The sequence below is a fragment of the Streptomyces sp. NBC_00523 genome (genome assembly GCF_036346615.1).
Classification (GTDB): Bacteria; Actinomycetota; Actinomycetes; order Streptomycetales; family Streptomycetaceae; genus Streptomyces.
This window is the reverse complement of sequence record NZ_CP107836.1, coordinates 5,837,264-5,855,684: the sequence shown is the minus strand read 5'-3', so window position 1 is coordinate 5,855,684 and position 18,421 is coordinate 5,837,264. Positions and strand designations below refer to the sequence as shown.

The 18,421-nt window shown below is 69.0% G+C and carries 13 protein-coding genes; 6 read left to right on the top strand and 7 right to left on the bottom strand.

The features are described 5' to 3' along the window. Window positions 1-106: 106 nt before the first annotated feature. From OHS17_RS26565 to ngcE, 3 genes are all read right to left on the bottom strand, one after another. Entirely contained in the window at window positions 107-1,027 is a 921-nt protein-coding gene (locus OHS17_RS26565; RefSeq protein WP_330314164.1) for a carbohydrate ABC transporter permease, read from the bottom strand. 94 nt (window positions 1,028-1,121) lie between these two features. Then, window positions 1,122-2,045 (bottom strand): carbohydrate ABC transporter permease, encoded by a 924-nt coding sequence (locus OHS17_RS26560; RefSeq protein ID WP_018100732.1) that lies wholly within the window; start codon window positions 2,043-2,045, stop codon window positions 1,122-1,124. A 50-nt stretch (window positions 2,046-2,095) separates the two neighbouring features. Then, window positions 2,096-3,541: an N-acetylglucosamine/diacetylchitobiose ABC transporter substrate-binding protein gene (gene ngcE / locus OHS17_RS26555; RefSeq protein WP_073861363.1), complete on the bottom strand. Its 1,446-nt coding sequence runs from the start codon at window positions 3,539-3,541 to the stop codon at window positions 2,096-2,098. 500 nt (window positions 3,542-4,041) lie between these two features. Between ngcE and OHS17_RS26550 the strand changes: the two genes are divergently transcribed. Beyond that, entirely contained in the window at window positions 4,042-7,887 is a 3,846-nt protein-coding gene (locus OHS17_RS26550; protein WP_443066152.1) for a GH92 family glycosyl hydrolase, read from the top strand. A 61-nt stretch (window positions 7,888-7,948) separates the two neighbouring features. Here the strand turns inward: OHS17_RS26550 and OHS17_RS26545 are convergent, their stop codons facing one another. Both OHS17_RS26545 and OHS17_RS26540 read right to left on the bottom strand, forming a co-directional pair. Next, the gene (locus tag OHS17_RS26545) at window positions 7,949-8,593 is read right to left on the bottom strand and encodes a histidine phosphatase family protein (protein ID WP_330314162.1); all 645 of its coding nucleotides are present in this window, start codon (window positions 8,591-8,593) and stop codon (window positions 7,949-7,951) included. Between the two features lie 115 nt (window positions 8,594-8,708). Then, a complete protein-coding gene (locus OHS17_RS26540; protein ID WP_202533223.1) occupies window positions 8,709-9,590 on the bottom strand; it encodes a LysR family transcriptional regulator in 882 nt (293 codons plus the stop codon). 158 nt (window positions 9,591-9,748) lie between these two features. On the opposite strand from OHS17_RS26540, the gene OHS17_RS26535 reads away from it, so the two are divergent. Further along, the gene (locus tag OHS17_RS26535) at window positions 9,749-10,921 is read left to right on the top strand and encodes an alpha/beta hydrolase (protein ID WP_330314161.1); all 1,173 of its coding nucleotides are present in this window, start codon (window positions 9,749-9,751) and stop codon (window positions 10,919-10,921) included. Here the strand turns inward: OHS17_RS26535 and yicI are convergent. Then, the gene (gene yicI, locus OHS17_RS26530) at window positions 10,890-13,139 is read right to left on the bottom strand and encodes an alpha-xylosidase (protein ID WP_330314160.1); all 2,250 of its coding nucleotides are present in this window, start codon (window positions 13,137-13,139) and stop codon (window positions 10,890-10,892) included. The genes OHS17_RS26535 and yicI overlap by 32 nt on opposite strands. A 268-nt stretch (window positions 13,140-13,407) precedes the next feature. On the opposite strand from yicI, the gene OHS17_RS26525 reads away from it, so the two are divergent. The 4 genes from OHS17_RS26525 to OHS17_RS26510 are packed head-to-tail and all read left to right on the top strand — an operon-like array spanning window position 13,408 to window position 17,845. Beyond that, complete coding sequence (locus OHS17_RS26525; protein WP_330314159.1) at window positions 13,408-14,637, top strand: ABC transporter substrate-binding protein; 1,230 nt, start codon at window positions 13,408-13,410, stop codon at window positions 14,635-14,637. Between the two features lie 12 nt (window positions 14,638-14,649). Beyond that, complete coding sequence (locus OHS17_RS26520; RefSeq protein ID WP_330314158.1) at window positions 14,650-15,597, top strand: carbohydrate ABC transporter permease; 948 nt, start codon at window positions 14,650-14,652, stop codon at window positions 15,595-15,597. A 5-nt stretch (window positions 15,598-15,602) separates the two neighbouring features. Next, window positions 15,603-16,457, top strand: a complete 855-nt coding sequence (locus OHS17_RS26515; protein WP_265539856.1) for a carbohydrate ABC transporter permease — start codon at window positions 15,603-15,605, stop codon at window positions 16,455-16,457. Between the two features lie 8 nt (window positions 16,458-16,465). Further along, window positions 16,466-17,845: a GH1 family beta-glucosidase gene (locus OHS17_RS26510; protein ID WP_330314157.1), complete on the top strand. Its 1,380-nt coding sequence runs from the start codon at window positions 16,466-16,468 to the stop codon at window positions 17,843-17,845. Between the two features lie 72 nt (window positions 17,846-17,917). Here OHS17_RS26510 and OHS17_RS26505 read toward each other — a convergent pair whose 3' ends face one another. Then, on the bottom strand, window positions 17,918-18,178 hold the full coding sequence (locus OHS17_RS26505; protein WP_018100744.1) for a GlsB/YeaQ/YmgE family stress response membrane protein: 261 nt from the start codon (window positions 18,176-18,178) through the stop codon (window positions 17,918-17,920). Window positions 18,179-18,421: the final 243 nt, after the last annotated feature.

Here is an 18,421-nt window from a genome sequence, read left to right as displayed (position 1 = left end):
CCGCGGCCCGGGCGAAGTCCCCCGTACACAGACGAACCGCCCGCCGGCTGGGATGCCGGCGGGCGGTTCGCTTCGTTCGTGAAGTGCGTTCAGGGTGTACGGGGCGTTACTTCACCGCTCCCGCGGTCAGCCCCGCCACGACCTGGCGCTGGAAGATGATGTAGGCCGCGAGGACCGGCAGCATCGCCATCACCAGACCGGCGAAGAGGCCGGACCAGTCGCCCTTGTAGCCCTGGCTGCTGGCCAGTTCGACCAGACCCTGCGAGAGCACCCGGTACTTCGGGTCGGTGTTCAGCACCGTCGGCAGCATGTACTGGTTCCACTGGCCGAGGAAGTTGAAGATGCCGACGCTGATCAGTCCGGGCTTGGCCATCGGCAGCATGACCTGGAAGAACGTCCGGGTGTGCGAGGCCCCGTCGATCATCGCCGCTTCCGCCACCGACCCCGGTAGCGTCCGGAAGAAGGAGGTGAGGAAGAAGACGGTGAAGGGCAGCGAGTACGCGATGTAGACCAGGATCAGTCCGTGCCGCGTGTTCAGCATCCCCATGTTGTTCATCACGAAGAACAGCGGGACCAGCGCCAGGATGATCGGGAAGCTCATCCCGCCGATGAACATGTAGTAGATGAAGCGGTTGCCCGGGAAGTCGAACCGGGCGAGCACATAGGCCGCCATCGAGCCGAGCAGCAGGGTGCCGATGAGCGAACAGCCCACGACGACGATCGTGTTGAAGAAGTAATCGCTCATGTGCGCCTGGCTCCAGGCGCGCGACCAGTTCTCGAAGTGAAGCGTGTCCGGCAGCTTCCACGGCGTCGACAGGATCGAGTCGTCGGTCTTGAACGACGACATGATCGCCCAGAGCAGCGGCAGCACCACCAGGATCGCCCAGATGATCAGCACGCCGTGCGAGAAGACGTTGAGGGTCTTCCCCTCGCTGGTCTTCTTCTCCTTGCCCGCCGGGGCGGGCGACTTGGACACGGGGGCCGGTTCCGTCGCCGCGACCGCGGGAGGGGTTTCAGTGGCCTTCACGCGTGCTCACCTCGTACTACTGTCGAGCCGGCCGCCGCGGCCGGGCTGTCTTGCCTGCTGGGGGTGCGGGGAACGCGTCCCGGGAAGCGCGGCATCAGAACTCCAGCCGCTCGCGCCGGCCCAGCCGCATCACGACGGCGGCGAACGCCATGGTGACGACGAGCAGTCCGACACCGATCGTCGTCGCGTATCCGGCCTGACCGTCGCGGAAGGCGGTCTGGTAGACGTACAGCGGCAGGATCGAGGTCGAGTAGTCGGGACCGCCGGGGCCGACCGTCATGACCTGGACGGCCGTGAACGCCTCGACGCCGAGGGCCAGGATGCCCATGTAGACCCAGCCCGACTGGATGGTGTCCCAGAGCAGCGGGACGGTGATCTTGAAGAACGTCGTGATGCGGCTGGCCCCGTCCAGGAGCGCCGCCTCGTAGAAGTCCTTGGGGATGGACGCCATTCCGGCCGAGAAGAGGACGACGAAGAAGCCGACCGTCGACCAGACCAGCACCACCATGACGCAGATCAGCGCCAGATTCGGATCGCCCAGCCATTCCGGCTGGACGGAGTCGAGACCGATCCCCTCCAGCGCCGAATTGATCATGCCAGAACGCGGGTTGTACGCGAACTGGAACAGCAGGGCGACGATGACGATCGACAGGACCTGCGGGAAGAAATAGGCGATCTTGTAGAAGCCCGATCCCCGCACGCCGGCGACCGCGGCGTTCTTCCGCCGACGGCCTCCGACGTTGAGCATGAAGGCGAAGAAGAGCGCGAGGCCCAGCGTCACCAGCGGCAGCACCAGCACGAGAATCACGCTGTGCTGGAGCGACTTCCAGAAGATGTCGTCCTTCAGCATCCTGGAGTAGTTGCCGAAGCCGACCATCTTGAAGTCGGGGCTCAGTCCGGTCCAGTCCGTGAAGGAATAGTAGATGGCCTGGATGAACGGCCAGATGACGAAGACCGCATACAACACCAAGGGGACTACCAGGAACCCCACAATGAACCGGTACTTGCCGTGCTGCATCGTTTACCGACCCCGATCTTTCCGCGGGTGCCGCCGCTGGTGACGGTTGCTCACTGGTGCTTGTAGTGCTTGATGGACTGGTCCTTGGCCGCGGCGTCCGCGTAGCCCTGGATCTTCTTGATGGCCTCGGCCGGGGTCAGTCGGCCCGCCATCATCTCACCGAGACCGGCGGTGCCGATCTGCTCCTTCTGGAGCTTGACGTACCAGTCCTGGAGGCGCGGGTTCACCACGTTGTCGCCGGCCTTCTTCAGCGCGTCGACACCGGACTGCATGGCCGTGGAGAGGGTCAGGCCGTCGGTGCCGCCGTTGAAGGCGCTCAGCGACTTCACCTGCTTGGTGAAGTTCTTCGAGGACTCCTCGGAGAGCATGATGCGCAGCTGCTCCATGCCGCCCTGCGGGTTGGCCGCCTTGGCCGGGACGACGAAGGGCTCGCCGCCGGACGCCCAGATGGTGCCGAAGGGCATCGCGTCGGACTTGTCCAGGCTGGACGGAGCCGCGACCATCATCTTGAAGTCCTTGGGCGTGGTCGGCGCCGCCTCGTTCTCCACCCACGAACCGTTCGGGATGAAGAGCGCCTTGCCCTTGGTCCACTCGGTCTGCGACTGGATGTGGGTCAGGCCCGGGGTGCCCTTGAGGATGTACCCCTTCTTGTAGAGCTCGTAGTACGCCTCGAAGGCCGCCTTGACGGCGGGGTCCTTCCACGCGTTCGGCTCCAGGTTGTCGATCTTGTCGAGAACCTCCCGGCCGCCGATCTTGGCGATGAACGGGTAGAGGGAGAACGGCAGGTAGTACGGGTACTTACCGGCGTACGTCCAGCCCGCGATGCCCTGCTTCTTCGCCTTGGCGCAGAGGGCGAGCATGTCGTCCCAGGTCTCGGGGTACTCCGCGTCCAGCTTCTCCAGGTTGGTCTGCGAGTACCACACGCCGTACACGGTGTACGCGTAGTACATGATCCAGACCGGGTCGCCCTCGAACTGGCCCATCTCCAGAACGCCCGGACGCAGCGTGTCGCGGACCTTCTTGCTCGGGTCGTCGTAGGACGGGGCGTCCATCAGCGGGGTCAGGTCGAGCAGCTGCTTCTTGCCGACGAGGACACCCATGTCCATCTGCTCGGCGCCCGAGTTGTCGATCAGGTCCGGCGGGGTGCCGCCGTTGAAGCGCGGCTGGAGCTGCGACTGGATCTTCTGCGTCGAGGTGTGCTTGACCTTGGCCTTCGGGAACGCCTCGCCGTACTTCTTCTCGGCGTCCTTGGCGTACTGGTCGCCGAAGCCGCCGTTGAAGATCACCACGTCGAGCGCGGCGCTCTCGTTGACGCCCAGCGGGTTCTTCGCGCTGGTCTTGCCCTTCTTGACGGGCTCGTCGCCGCCGCTGTCGCCGCTCGCGCAGGCGGACAGGAAGCTCATGGTCGGAACGGTGATCAGACCGAGTGCGGCAGAACGCTTGATCACATCGCGACGGCCAAGGCCCTCATTGTTGTGGGCGGAGGTGGATCCCATGCTCAAGTCCTCGCCTTCTCCAGGACTCAGGCGGTGTGTACCGGTCGCCCCGTCGTAATTCGCCTCAGCGAAGGGCCCCGCCACCGCGGTCAGTTGCGCTTGGGTGGTACAGATTTCAGGCTAACGATTGCCGTGGGGGGCGACGGGGGACCGAACAGCCGACGCACCTGCGGCGTCGTGCTTGTCCTGCCCCCGTGTCCCCCAGCCGCACAACCGGTGAACCAGCTGTGCAGACGCCGACAGGTATAGTCCACTTGCCGCCAACTGAGCAAGATCGAAAGCAAGGTTGCACGGCAGTCTTTCCCGAGTTGAGACCTCGCGGATACCTCGACACTCCGGACCCTCCTTCGGATGTAACGATTTCCGCATTCCGGTCGATTCGGCGGCGGGCCCCGATCCAACTCCCTTGACACCATCAGCCACTTGCCTCCCTACTTGTTCCTGCGCATCTTCTGACAACGTTGTCCAAGCGCGCACTTCCCCGGGAGGAATGGCTCGGCATGCACCCCCGACACCGTTCTCGTACGAGACGAAGCAGCACGGCAGCGCTGATCGCGACCTCTTTGGTCCTGGTCGTGACAGCCCCCACGGCGGCCGCCGCTCAATCGGCCGGGTCTGGCCCCGGAGGCCAAAGGCCCACGGGTGACCGGACGTTCAGCACGTCCTTCGAAGAAGACGAAAAGCAGCCGGACTGGCGCAATTCCGTAGAAGAGGGCCCCGACGGAAAGAAGCGGTCATCGGGTGTCGATGGCGGATTCTCCTCCGGAATACCGGGCAATGTGACCGACCAGGTCACCGACGTCCGCGCCAGCGACGAGAACACCGGCGGCGGGGAGGTGAAGGAAAACCTCGTGGACGGCGAATCCGGTACGAAGTGGCTGTCGTTCGAGCCCACCGCCTGGCTGGAGTTCGACCTCGCCGACCCGGTGAAGGTCGTGACGTACGCGCTCACCTCCGCCGACGACCACGACGAGCGCGACCCCAAGGACTGGACGCTCCAGGGCTCCGAGGACGGCACGACCTGGACGGACCTGGACACCCGCACGGGCCAGACCTTCAGCGAGCGCTTCCAGACCAAGTCGTACGACTTCGAGACGGACAAGGCGTACCAGCACTTCCGCCTGAACATCACGAAGAACAACGGCGCCACCGACGCCACCCAGCTCGCCGACGTCCAGTTCTCCGACGGCGACACCTCCGCCCCCGCGCCCTCCGACATGCGCACGCAGATCAGCAACGGCCCCTCCGGCTCCCCCACCGCGAAGGCCGGCGCGGGCTTCACCGGCACGAAGGCGCTGCGGTACGCGGGCACCCACAAGGCCGACGGCCGGGCGTACTCGTACAACAAGGTCTTCGACGTCAACACGCGCGTCGAGCGGGACACCGAGCTGTCCTACCTGGTCTACCCGCAGATGGGTGAGACGGACCTGTCCTACCCGGCCACGCACGTCGCGGTGGACCTGGCCTTCACGGACGGCACCTACCTGAGCGACCTGCGCGCCACCGACACCAACGGCGGGCTGCTGACGCCGCAGGGCCAGGCGGACGCCAAGCGGCTCTACGTCAACCAGTGGAACAAGGTCGACGCCTCCATCGGCACCGTCGCGGCGGGCAAGACCGTCGACCGCATCCTGGTCGCGTACGACTCCCCCAAGGGTCCGGCGAAGTTCCAGGGCTGGATCGACGACCTGAAGATCGCGCCCGCGAAGCCGGAGAAGCGCAAGGCGCACCTCTCGGACTACGCGTCGACCGTCCGGGGCACCAACTCCAGCGGCTCCTTCTCGCGCGGCAACAACTTCCCCGCGACGGCGGTCCCCAACGGGTTCAACTTCTGGACGCCGGTCACCAACGCCGGCTCGACCAGCTGGCTCTACGACTACGCGCGGGGCAACAACGACGACAACCTGCCCACCCTGCAGGCGTTCGCCGCGAGCCACGAGCCGAGCCCCTGGATGGGCGACCGGCAGACCTTCCAGCTGATGCCCTCGGCGGCCTCCGGCACCCCGGACGCCTCCCGCACGGCCCGCGCACTGCCGTTCAAGCACGAGAACGAGACCGCGCGGCCGCACTACTACGGTGTGACGTTCGAGAACGGCCTCAAGGCCGAGATGACGCCGACCGACCACGCGGCGCGGATGCGGTTCACGTATCCGGGCAAGGACGCGAGCATGGTCTTCGACAACGTCTCCAACGACGGCGGGCTCACCCTGGACCCGGCGACCAGCTCGTTCACCGGCTTCTCCGACGTGAAGAGCGGCGGCTCGACCGGGGCGACGCGGCTGTTCGTGTACGGCGTCTTCGACGCGCCGGTCACCGCGAGCGGCAAGCTCTCGGGCGGCGGCGGTGACGACGTCACCGGCTACCTGCGCTTCGACGCGGGCAAGGACCGCACGGTGAACCTGCGCCTGGCGACCTCGCTGATCAGCATCGACCAGGCGAAGAAGAACCTGGCCGCCGAGATCCCCGCCTCGCGCTCCTTCGCGCGGGTCGAGGACAAGGCGCAGGGCGCCTGGGACGACCTGCTCGGCAAGGTGGAGGTCGAGGGCGCCACCACCGACCAGCTGACCACGCTGTACTCCAGCATGTACCGGCTCTACCTCTACCCGAACTCGGGTTCCGAGCGGGTCGACGGCAAGGACAAGTACGCTTCCCCGTTCTCCCCGCAGGTCGGCTCGGACACCCCGACGCACACCGGCGCGAAGATCGTGGACGGCAAGGTGTACGTCAACAACGGCTTCTGGGACACGTACCGGACGACTTGGCCGGCGTACTCGCTGCTGACGCCGAAGAAGGCCGGTGAGATGGTCGACGGCTTCGTGCAGCAGTACAAGGACGGCGGCTGGATCTCCCGCTGGTCCTCGCCGGGTTACGCGGACCTGATGACCGGCACCTCCTCGGACGTGGCGTTCGCCGACGCGTACGTCAAGGGCGTGGACTTCGACGCGAAGGCGGCGTACGACGCGGCCGTGAAGAACGCGACGGTCGTCCCGCCGTCCTCGGGCGTGGGCCGCAAGGGCATGGAGACGTCCCCGTTCACCGGGTACGCCGACACCACGACCCATGAGGGCATGTCCTGGTCCATGGAGGGCTACGTCAACGACTACGGCATCGCCAGGATGGGCGAGGCGCTGTACAAGAAGACGCACGAGCAGCGCTACAAGGACGAGTCCGAGTACTTCATGAACCGGGCCCGCGACTACGTGGAGCTGTTCGACGACAAGGCCGGCTTCTTCCAGGGCAAGGACGCGAAGGGCGACTGGCGGCTGCCGTCCGGGCTCTACGACCCGCGCGTCTGGGGCTACGACTACACGGAGACCAACGGCTGGGGCTATGCCTTCACCGCTCCGCAGGACAGCAAGGGTCTGGCCAACCTGTACGGCGGCCGGGACGGGCTCGCCAAGAAGCTGGACACGTACTTCGCCACCCCGGAGACCGGCACCCCGGAGTTCGCGGGCAGCTACGGCGGCGTCATCCACGAGATGACGGAGGCCCGTGACGTACGGATGGGCCAGTACGGGCACAGCAACCAGGTCGCCCACCACGTCACCTACATGTACGACGCGGCCTCGCAGCCGTACAAGACGCAGGAGAAGGTCCGCGAGGTCCTGGGCCGCCTGTACACGGGCAGCGAGATCGGCCAGGGCTACCACGGCGACGAGGACAACGGCGAGCAGTCGGCCTGGTACCTCTTCTCCTCGCTCGGCTTCTACCCGCTGGTGATGGGCAGTGGCGAGTACGCGATCGGCTCGCCGCTCTTCACCAAGGCGACGGTGCACCTGGAGAACGGCCGCACGCTGGTCGTGAAGGCGCCGAGGAACAGCGCGAAGAACATCTACGTCCAGGGCCTGAAGGTCAACGGCAAGAAGTGGACCTCCACCTCGCTGCCGCACGACCTGCTGGCCAAGGGCGGGATGCTGGACTTCGACATGGGTCCGAAGCCGTCCGCCTGGGGCACCGGCAAGGACGCCGCGCCGGTCTCCATCACCAAGGACGACCAGGTGCCGTCGCCGAGGAAGGACGTGCTGAAGGGCGAGGGCCCGCTGTTCGACAACACCTCGGCCACCACCGGCACCGCCGCCACGGTCGAGCTGCCCGTCCCGTCCGCCGCCAAGGGCGTCCAGTACACGCTGACCTCGGCCGCCAAGGCGACGGCGCCGAAGGGCTGGGTGCTCCAGGGCTCGTCGGACGGCAAGAGCTGGAAGGACCTCGACAAGCGGTCCGGCCAGTCCTTCGCCTGGGACAAGCAGACGCGGGCCTTCTCCGTGAAGTCCCCCGGCTCGTACGCGCACTACCGGCTGGTGTTCGACGGTGAGGCGTCGCTCGCGGAGGTGGAGCTGATCGCCTGACCATGCCCCGCGTAGGCCGACGGCCGGCAGCCCCCTGCGGGCTGCCGGCCGTCGGCGTTCCTCAGGCGTGCTCCGGCTTCTCCGGGACCGCCGCCGGGAACAGGCTCTCCGGCAGGGTGACGTTCCACGCGGTGATGACCGGGTTGCCGTGCTCCCGGCCGAGCCGGGACACCGCGCCCGTGGCCAGCTGGAAGAGCGTGCCCTCGGCCGGGGTCAGGCGCAGGTAGCGGGCGGTCAGGACGCGCAGGAAGTGCGAGTGGGCGACGAGCACGATGTCCCCGTCACCGGCGCGTCCGGCCGCCTCCGCGACCTCGGCCAGCACCCGGTCCGCCCGGTCCCCGACCTCGGCCGGGGTCTCCCCGGGGTGGGCGGCCGGGCCGGCGCCGACCCCGTCGGTCCAGAGGTTCCAGTCGGGCCGGGTGCGGCGGATCTCGTCCGTGGTGATGCCCTCGTAGCCGCCGTAGTCCCACTCGCGCAGCTCCGGGGTGATGCGGGGCGCGGCCAGCCCGGCGAGTTCGGCGGTGCGCCGGGCCCGGACCAGGGGGCTGACCAGGGTGAGCGCGACCGAGCGGTCGGCGAGCAGGGGGGCCAGGGCGCGGGCCTGGCGTTCGCCGAGGGGCGTCAGGGGCAGATCGGTGTGGCTGGTGTGGCGCCCGTCGCGGGACCACTCGGTCTCGCCGTGCCGGATCAGGATCAGCTCGCCCATGTGTAGGCCATCCGCTCTCAGTGCTGTTACCGCTCACGTTCCGTACAGGCGCTAACCCGCCGGTCCACGATCGCATTCCGGCCGGGGCGGTGCGGGCGGGCGCGCCCGGGAGACGTCAGTGCCTGAGCCGGTCGGCGTCGGACGACGCCTCGGCGAACGCGCGGGTGAGCGGTGACTCCGCCGCCGTGCGCCAGACCAGGGCCCAGCGGCAGGGGGGCGCGTCGCGGATGGGGACGTAGGCCAGGCTCGGCCAGGCGTAGAAGTCCTGGGTCTCGGCCGGGACGGCGGCGGTGGCCTGGCCCGAGGCGACGACGCTGAGCGCCTCCTGCCAGGTGGTGACCCGGGGGCCCCGGCGGACCGGGCGGCCGGAGGGGGTGTGCCGGGGGTTGAGGACCTCCTCCATGGCGGCGGGGATCGATCCGCCCTCGACCACGGCGCAGTCGCCGAAGTCCTCCAGGCAGACGGACTCCCGCCCCGCGAAGGGGTGCCGGGAGGAGACCATCAGGAGCAGCGCGGAGGTGTGCGCGGTCGGCAGGACGGTCAGGCCGGGCCCTTCGGCGGGCAGCCATACGTAGACCATGTCCACGTCGCCCGACAGCAGGAGGTCGAGCGGTGAGGCGGGCTGGATCTCGCGGTGCCGGACGCGGGCGTCGGGGTGGCGGGCCTGGAAGAGGTCGAGGGTGTCCTTGATCTGGAGGGCGTACGGGCCCATGGTGCCGAGGGTCAGGGTGCCCCGGGTGCCCCGGGCGCTGGCCTTGGCGGCCTCGATGCCCTGGGTGATCTGCTCGTGGCCGCGCTTCAGCGCCTCGTACAGCTGCTCGCCGAGGGGTGAGAGGCGCACGGTGCGTGTGGTGCGGTCGAAGAGGGGGCCGCCGATGAGGCGTTCCTGTTTCCTGACCAGCTGGCTGACCCGGCCGGGGCTGACGCCCAGCCGCTCGGCGGTGCGGCTGAAGTGCAGCTCCTCCGCGAGCGTCAGGAATATCTCGATCTCCCGCATCTCCACGCCCGGCCCCCCGGATTCTTTAGTCCAGAGTCAAAAGACGTTACCAGTAACGTCGTTGATGCCTGCCGCCCGTCGGGGAAGACTGGTTAGCGCTGCCCTCGACCGGGGGTGCGCACGAGTGGGCAGGCCCGGCTGCCGTTCCAGGAGGTGCCGTGCCTGTCGGATATCTGATCCCCGTGCTCATCGTCGCGATCGGCACGTGGTGTGCGCTGAGACCGGTGCCGTTCGAGCACCCGCTGGGCCGACCCAGCTACATCTTCGGGCTGGCCGCCAACGAGCTGCCGTTCGCCGCCTTCTTCTGGATGCTGCTCGTCCCGACGGCGATGGCGTTCGCCCAGGACGACGTCATGGACTCGCCGGGCGCCTGGGGCATCGTCGCGCTGGCCACCCTGACCGTGCCCGGGCTCGCGGTGATCGCCCACCGCGCGTGGGGCGACCGGGACCGGATCGAGCGGGCGATGGCCGAGGGTCTCGGCAGGAGCTGGCGCGCCGAGATCGACGCGGACCTCGCCGAGGGGCTGCGGCGCCGGCCCCCGTGGCTGCGCGTCCTGTTCGTACCGATCCTCAAGCGCCGCGCGGACGTGCGGCGGGTGGCCAACCTGTCGTACGGGGATGCGGGGCGCCGCAATCTGCTCGACGTGTACCACCACCGGGCCCGTCCGCAGGGTGCGCCCGTGCTGATCCACATGCACGGCGGCCACTACAGCGGCGGCCACAAGAACAGCCAGTCGCTGCCGCTCCTGTACCGGCTGGCGAGCCGGGGCTGGGTGACCATCAGCGCCAACTACCGGCTGAAGCCGCAGGTCCGGCACCCCGAGCACATGATCGACCTGAAGCGGGTGATCGCCTGGGCGAGGGAGCACGCCCACGAGTACGGTGCCGACCCCTCGACCCTGTTCGTGGCGGGCAGTTCGGCGGGCGGCCACATGGGGTCGATCGCCGCGCTGACCCCCGACGACCCCGCGTTCCAGCCGGGTTTCGAGGACGCCGACACCTCGGTCACCGGACTCGTCGTGCTGAACGGCTTCCTCGGCTCGTACTGGCACCAGGGCCCCGAGTCGTCCCCGCTGGGCCGTGCCCGGCCGGACGCGCCGCCCATGCTGATCGTCCACGGCGACCTGGACCCGCTGGTGCCGGCCGACGACATCCGCGAGGTGGCCGAGGGGCTGCGCGACGCGTCCGAGAACCCGGTCGTGTACGCCGAGCTGCGCGGCGGGAACCACGCCTTCGACCTGTACCACTCGCTGCGGTTCGACGCGGTGGTGGACGCGGTCGAGGCGTTCACCGCCTGGGTCAGATCGCGGGAGCGCTCACCCCGGGCGTGACGGTCACCGCCTCGTACGGCCGGTCCGTGTCGGCGGTGACCCGCAGCGTGCCGCCCTCGCGGATCACCTCGTACGTGGCGGCGGGCTCGCCCGTGAGACCGGGGACGGTGACCGTGCGGCGGAGGTCGCCGGTGCCCTCGGGGGCGTACACGCGCAGCTGGAGGTTCTCCGTCCACGCGCCGTCTGGGCGGGAGGTGTCCGCGCCGACCGGGAGGACCGCGCCGGGGCGGACCAGCAGCGGGAGGCTGTCGAAGCCGTAGGTGTCCCGGTGCCAGGCCGGGCCGGTGACCGTCTCGCCGGTGAGCAGGTGGGTCCAGGTGCCCTCGGGGACGTAGTACTCCACCTCGCCGTCCTCGCTGAAGACCGGGGCCACCAGGAGGTCGGGGCCGAGCAGGTACTGCCGGTCGGCGGTGCGGGCGGCCGGGTCGTCCGGGAACTCCAGGAGCATCGGGCGCATCACGGGGACGCCGGTGCGGTGGGCCTCGACGGCCGCCCCGTACAGGTAGGGCATCAGGCGGTGCTTGAGCTCCGTGAAGCGCCGGGCGACCGCGACCGCCTCCTCGCCGAACTCCCACGGGACGCGGTAGGACGAGGAGCCGTGCAGCCGGCTGTGCGAGGAGAGCAGCCCGAAGGCGAGCCAGCGCTTGAAGACCGCCGGGTCCGGGGTGCCCTCGAAGCCGCCGATGTCATGGCTCCAGAAGCCGAACCCGGACAGGCTCAGAGACAGGCCGCCGCGCAGGGACTCCGCCATGGCCTCGAAGGAGGACCAGCAGTCGCCGCCCCAGTGCACGGGGAACTGCTGGCCGCCGGCCGTGGCGGACCGGGCGAAGAGGACGGCCTCGCCCTGGCCGCGCTCCTTCTCCAGGAGCTCGAAGACGGCCTTGTTGTACAGGTGCGTGTAGTAGTTGTGCATGCGCTCCGGGTCGGAGCCGTCGTGCCAGACGACGTCGGTGGGGATGCGCTCGCCGAAGTCCGTCTTGAAGCCGTCGACGCCCTGGCCGAGGAGGGTGCCCAGCTTGTCCTGGAACCAGGCGGTGGCCTCGGGGTTGGTGAAGTCCACCAGGGCCATGCCGGCCTGCCACTTGTCCCACTGCCAGACGTCGCCCTCACGGGTGCGGACGAAGTAGCCCCGGGCCGCGCCCTCCGCGTACAGGGGGCTCTTCTGCGCGATGTACGGGTTGATCCAGACGCAGATCCGCAGGCCCTTGTCCTTGAGCCGGGCGAGCATGCCCTCGGGGTCGGGGAATACGGCCGGGTCCCACTCGAAGTCGCACCACTGGTACTCGCGCATCCAGAAGCAGTCGAAGTGGAACACGGAGAGCGGGATGCCCCGCTCGGCCATGCCGTCCACGAACGAGGTCACGGTCGCCTCGTCGTACGCGGTGGTGAACGAGGTGGTCAGCCAGAGTCCGAACGACCAGGCCGGGGGCAGCGCCGGGCGGCCGGTGAGCGCGGTGTAGCGGGCCAGCACCTCCTTGGGGGTGGGTCCGGCGACCACGAAGTACTCCAGCGTCTGGTCCTCGACGCTGAACTGCACCTGGCCGACCGCCTCCGAGCCGACCTCGAAGGAGACCTTGCCGGGGTGGTTGACGAAGACGCCGTAGCCCCGCGAGGAGAGGTAGAACGGGACGTTCTTGTACGCCTGCTCGCTGCTGGTCCCCCCGTCCGCCTGCCACATGTCGACCACCTGGCCGTTCTTCACGTACGGCGTGAACCGCTCGCCGAGCCCGTGGACCGTCTCGCCGACGCCCAGCGCGAGCTGCGCGACCATGTGGTGCGCGCCGTCGCCGGTGGTGGCGAAGGCCGTCCCCTTGCGTCCGGCGGCGGTCAGGACGCGCCCGTCCGCGTCCCGGAACTCCAGGCCGAAGCCGTCCTCGGGGACCCGGAGGGTGAGCGGTCCGCTGGTCAGCTCGGCGGCCCCGGCGGCCTCGCGGGTGGTGGCGGAGGGGTCACCGGTGGCGCCGGGCAGGGCGAAGTCGGGGCCCGGGTGGCGCTTGCCCGCGAGGTGGGTGACGCGGACGCCGATGACGCCTTCGGCGGGGGCGTACGCCTCCACGGTGATCAGCGGGGCGTTCAGGGTGTCGCCGCGCCGGGTCACGCGCTGGACGGCCGCGTAGGCGGTGAGGCGGCCGGCGTCGAGGCGGAGGTCGCGGAGTTCGGTGGCGTACGAGGCGTGGACACCGTCTCGCATCTGCCAGAAGCCGTCGGTGAACTTCATGGGGGGTCCGTTCCTGTGGTTCCTGATTTTGATCGTACACAAAACAAATATTTTTCGAAGCGCTTCGATTCGCCCGCCGAAGGCCATGGATCCGCCGGAACAAGGGCTCGAACACCCCGCGCGAGCGGCCATGTTTCCCCTGTGTGACCTGCGCGTCACCGGGACGGTCTAGAAACGGACGCCCCCATGCCGTATTAGTACTGGCAGCAAACAAATCGGTCGGACGGCAGCGCAGCCGCCCGGGCCCTTGCCGACAAGAGGCAGCTGAATGTCGAACCGCTTCACCCCACGGGTCGCCGTCCCGCTCACCGTCGTCTCCGCGCTGATCGGCGGTGCGGTCCTGTCGGGCTGCGGCCAGCAGCGGGACCCGGACGTCTACACCGTCCTGAACTCCTCGACCGACGAGTCGTACCACCGCTGGGACGCCGAGACGCTGGCCCGGTGCGGCAAGCGGCTGGGGGTGACCATCGAGCAGCAGAGCGTCCCGGCCTCGCAGGTGATGACCAAGGCGCTGCGGATGGCGTCCTCGAAGTCGCTGCCCGACGTGCTCCAGCTGGACGCCTCCGAGATGCCGACGTTCGCCGACGCGGGCGGGCTGATCCCGCTGAAGGACCTGGGGCTGACCACGAAGGACATCCCCGAGGGGATCGTGAACTTCGGCTCGTACGAGGGCACGTACTACGGAGCCGCCCGCACGGTGAACACGCTGGCGCTCTTCTACAACAAGGACACCCTCGACAAGGCCGGCCTGAAGGTCCCCACCACCTGGGACGGGATGCGCGAGACCGCGAAGAAGCTCACGCGGGGCAAGCGGTACGGACTGGCGCTCAGCGCGGGCGGCGCGGAGGACGGCGTCTTCCAGTTCACGCCCTTCATGTGGTCCAACGGCGGCGACGAGACGAAGCTCGACAGCCCCGAGGTGGCCGGGGCGCTGGACTACTGGAAGAGCCTCCTCAAGGACGGCTCGCTCTCCAAGTCCACGGTCAACTGGACCCAGGCCGACGTGAACGACCAGTTCATGGCGGGCAACGCGGCCATGATGATCAACGGCCCCTGGCAGGTGGAGACCCTGAATTCCAAGAAGGGGCTGAACTGGGGCATCGCCGAGATCCCGGTCCCGAAGGCCGGCGACGACTCGGTGGGCCCGCTGGGCGGCGGCGTACTGACCGTGCCCAACACCGGTGACGAGAAGCGCGAGAAGACGGCCGCGAAGATCATCGGCTGCATGTCCGGCGAGCAGGAGCAGATCACCTACGCGCTGAACAGCTGGATGGTCCCGGCCAACGAGAAGGCCGCCGCCGAGTGGCGCACGAAGGTCCCGGAGCTCGACGCCCTGGCCGACCAGGTCGCCACGGCCCGTTCGCGTACCGCCAAGCTCGGCGCGCGGTGGTCGTCCGTCTCCCTCGCGCTCCAGAGCGCGTTCCAGTCCGCCCTGACCGGCGAGTCGAGCGAGGCCGCCCTCACCCGCGCCCAGAAGCGCGCGACGAGCGGGAACTGAGGTATCCGAACCATGTCGACCACCACCGCTGCCCCGGCGCTCGTGACCGCGAAGACCGCGAAGCCGCCGAACCCCGCCCGCGTCCGGCGCCGCAGGCGGCTCGCCCAGTGGGGCTTCATCGCCCCCGCCGTGATCTTCATGGCGCTGTTCTTCGGCTACCCGCTCGTCCGGAACATCGTGATGAGCTTCCAGGACTACGCGCCGTCCACCTTCTTCACGGGCGAGTCCCCGTTCAACGGAACGGACAACTGGAGCAAGGTCTTCAACGACGAGCTCTTCGGCAAGGCCCTGGTGCACACCGTCCTGTTCACGATCGGCTCGCTGATCGGGCAGTTCTGCGTCGGCCTCGGCCTCGCCGTCTTCTTCAACCGCCGCTTCCCGCTGAACGGCGTGCTGCGGTCGCTCATCCTGCTGCCGTGGCTGGTCCCGATGGTCGTCTCGGGCGTCGTCTGGCGGCGCATCCTCGACCAGGACACCGGCGTCCTCAACTCGTTCCTCGGCACCCTCGGCCTCGGCGGCGACACCCCCTGGCTGACCAGCACGAGCATGGCGCTGATCTCGGTGATCCTGGTGAACATCTGGATCGGCATCCCGTTCAACATGGTGATCCTCTACGGCGGACTCCAGGAGGTCCCCAAGGAGCTGTACGAGGCCGCCTCGCTGGACGGCGCCTCCGCCTGGCGGACGTTCCGCTCGATCACGCTGCCGATGCTGCGGCCGGTGATCACCGTGGTCCTGGTGCTCGGCTTCATGTCGACGGTGAAGATCCTCGACCTGATCCTGGCGCTCACGGACGGCGGACCCGCCGACTCCACGCAGACCCTGGGCACCCTCACGTACCAGAACTCCTTCGTCCAGCTGGACTTCGGAGCGGGTGCCGTGGTCGGCAACATCCTGATCCTGATCTCCGCCGTCTTCGCGGTGTTCTACCTGCGGGCCAACCGCAACGAGGGGAAGTGACCGGCATGGCGAGCACCGTGCGTACCCCCGCCGCGTCCACGCGGTCCACCGGCCGTCCGAAGCGGCGCTGGGGCGCCACCGTCTTCGGCGTCCTGGTGCTGTGCGTGATGCTGTTCCCGCTGTACTGGATGGTGAACACCGCGCTCCAGCCCGAGTCCGGGCTGCTGGAGGTCGACCCCGTCCCGCACGGCCTGGACCTGTCGGGCTTCCGCTCGGCGCTCACCGACCAGGGCGGCAATCTGCTGACCTCGCTCGCGGTGGCGCTCGGCGCGGTCGTCATCTGCCTGGCGGTCTCGGCGCCCGCCGCGTACGGGCTGGCGCAGTTCAGGCTGCGCGGCACCCGGACGATCGTCTTCGGCACGCTGATCACCCAGATGGTGCCGGGCATCGTCATCGCCAACGCCCTGTACAGCGCGTACGTGGATCTCGGCCTGGTCAACTCGTACGCCGGTCTGATGCTGGCCGACGCCTCGCTCGGCATACCGTTCGCGATCGTGCTGATGCGGTCGTTCATGGTGGCGATCCCGCGCGAGGTCATCGAGGCGGCCGAGGTCGACGGGGCCGGGCGCTTCCGGACGTTCGTGCGGGTCGTGCTGCCGATGAGCCGCAACTCGCTGATCACGGCCGGGCTGTTCTCGTTCCTGTACGCGTGGAGCGACTTCATGTTCGCGCTGACGCTGAACACCACGGACGACGTGAAGCCGATCACGCTGGGCATCTACCAGTACATCGGCGCCCATGTCGGCGACTGGGGCTCGGTGATGGCCGCTTCCGTGCTGTCCGCGGTGCCGGCGGCGGTGCTGCTCGTCCTGTCGCAGAAGTACATCGCCGCCGGGATCACCGGTGGCTCGGTCAAATAGGGGTATCCATGGATAAGTTCCCGGTCTTCCCGCCCGACTTCGTCTTCGGCGCGGCCACGGCCTCGTACCAGATCGAGGGGGCCGTCCGGGAGGACGGGCGCGGCCCGTCCATCTGGGACACCTACAGCCACACGCCCGGGAGGACGGACGGCGGAGACACGGGTGACGTGGCGTGCGACCACTACCACCGCTACCGGGAGGACGTGGCGCTGCTGCGGGAGCTGGGTGTCGGTTCGTACCGCTTCTCGATCGCCTGGTCGCGCATCCTGCCGGAGGGCTCCGGCGCGGTGAACCCGAAGGGCCTCGACTTCTACTCCCGGCTGGTGGACGAGCTCCTGGAGGCGGGCATCGAGCCGGCCGCCACCCTCTACCACTGGGACCTGCCGCAGGCCCTGGAGGACCGGGGCGGCTGGCGGATACGGGAGACGGCCGAGCGGTTCGGCGAGTACACCGCGGTCGTGGCGGAGCACCTGGCCGACCGGGTGCCGCGCTGGATCACCCTCAACGAGCCGTGGTGCAGCGCCTTCCTCGGCTACTCCGTGGGGCGGCACGCGCCCGGCGCCAAGGAGGGGCGCGGCGCCCTGGCCGCCGCCCACCACCTGCTCGTCGGCCACGGCCTGGCGATGAAGGCGCTGCGGGCCGCGGGGGTCCGCGAGGCGGGCATCACGCTGAACCTGGACCGCAACGTCCCGGCCGCCCCGACGGACGCCGACCGGGCCGCGGTGGTCCGCGCGGACACCCAGCACAACCTGGTGTGGACGGAGCCGATCCTCGCGGCCCGCTACCCGGCCACCGAGGAGGACACCTGGGGCGAGCTGATCACCGGCCAGGACTTCCGGCGCGAGGGCGACCTCGACCTGATCTCCCAGCCCCTGGACTTCCTGGGCATCAACTACTACCGACCGATCGTGGTGGCCGACGCCCCGCACCGCGAGCCGGACCCCGCGCTGCGGGTCGCCACGGACAACCGGTACGCCGAGGGGCAGTACCCGGACGTGCGGCGGACGGCGATGGGCTGGCCGGTCGTGCCGGAGTCCTTCACCGATCTGCTGACCGCGCTGAAGGACACCTACGGGGACGCGCTGCCGCCGGTGCACATCACGGAGAACGGTTCGGCGGAGCACGACACCGTGGAGCCGGACGGTGCGGTGCGGGACGCGGACCGGGTGGAGTACCTGCGGACGCATCTGGCGGCGCTGCGGTCGGCGATGGACGCGGGCGTGGATGTGCGGGGCTACTACGTGTGGTCGCTGCTGGACAACTTCGAGTGGGCGCTCGGGTACGCGAAGCGGTTCGGTATCGTCCGGGTCGACTACGACACCCTGGAGCGCACCCCGAAGGACAGCTACCGCTGGTATCAGGCGCTGATCGCGGCGCACCGGGGCTGACCGGCACGACGAACGCCCTGTCCACCGCACGCGGCGGTGGACAGGGCGTTCGTCGTCGTACGGGCGGCCCGGTCAGGCGCGTCGTCGGGCCCACATCGGGCTGATGAAGGCGATGAGCACGGCGGCCACACCGATCTGGAAGATGTGGCGGATCCAGTCGATGCCCCCGGTGTCACGCACACCGAAGGCGCTGGCGAGGGCGTTGCCGGCGAGGCCGCCGACGATACCGAGCAGGACGGTCAGCCACAGGGGGATGGGCTGACGGCCGGGGACGACCAGCTTGGCCAGCAGGCCGATGATGAGTCCCGCGATGATGGCCCAGAGAAATGACACGACAACTCCTCTTCTACCGCTGTCCGACTGGCTTCGGGAAGCTGACTTCCGCATGCCCGGCATGCACCGGTGTACGCATGCCGCCGCGAACAAAGGGCGGCCGCGGCCCTCGCGGTGTCCGCATACCGGGGCGAAGACGATGCGTTGGCCTCATTTCGACAAACCCTTGGAGACGTGAGGGAGTCGTGAAAGGATCACCCTCAATTCCGTGGCGTGTCCCCGTATCCCGCGGCGCGTCACGCC

Excerpts from the sequence above, each read along its gene's own strand:
- OHS17_RS26560 (WP_018100732.1), bottom strand. The coding sequence starts at position 2,045 with ATGCAGCACGGCAAGTACCGGTTCATTGTGGGGTTCCTGGTAGTCCCC.
- ngcE (WP_073861363.1), bottom strand. The coding sequence starts at position 3,541 with ATGGGATCCACCTCCGCCCACAACAATGAGGGCCTTGGCCGTCGCGAT.
- OHS17_RS26550 (WP_443066152.1), top strand. The coding sequence starts at position 4,042 with ATGCACCCCCGACACCGTTCTCGTACGAGACGAAGCAGCACGGCAGCG.
- OHS17_RS26545 (WP_330314162.1), bottom strand. The coding sequence starts at position 8,593 with ATGGGCGAGCTGATCCTGATCCGGCACGGCGAGACCGAGTGGTCCCGC.
- OHS17_RS26540 (WP_202533223.1), bottom strand. The coding sequence starts at position 9,590 with ATGCGGGAGATCGAGATATTCCTGACGCTCGCGGAGGAGCTGCACTTC.
- yicI (WP_330314160.1), bottom strand. The coding sequence starts at position 13,139 with ATGAAGTTCACCGACGGCTTCTGGCAGATGCGAGACGGTGTCCACGCC.
- OHS17_RS26525 (WP_330314159.1), top strand. The coding sequence starts at position 13,408 with ATGTCGAACCGCTTCACCCCACGGGTCGCCGTCCCGCTCACCGTCGTC.
- OHS17_RS26520 (WP_330314158.1), top strand. The coding sequence starts at position 14,650 with ATGTCGACCACCACCGCTGCCCCGGCGCTCGTGACCGCGAAGACCGCG.
- OHS17_RS26515 (WP_265539856.1), top strand. The coding sequence starts at position 15,603 with ATGGCGAGCACCGTGCGTACCCCCGCCGCGTCCACGCGGTCCACCGGC.
- OHS17_RS26510 (WP_330314157.1), top strand. The coding sequence starts at position 16,466 with ATGGATAAGTTCCCGGTCTTCCCGCCCGACTTCGTCTTCGGCGCGGCC.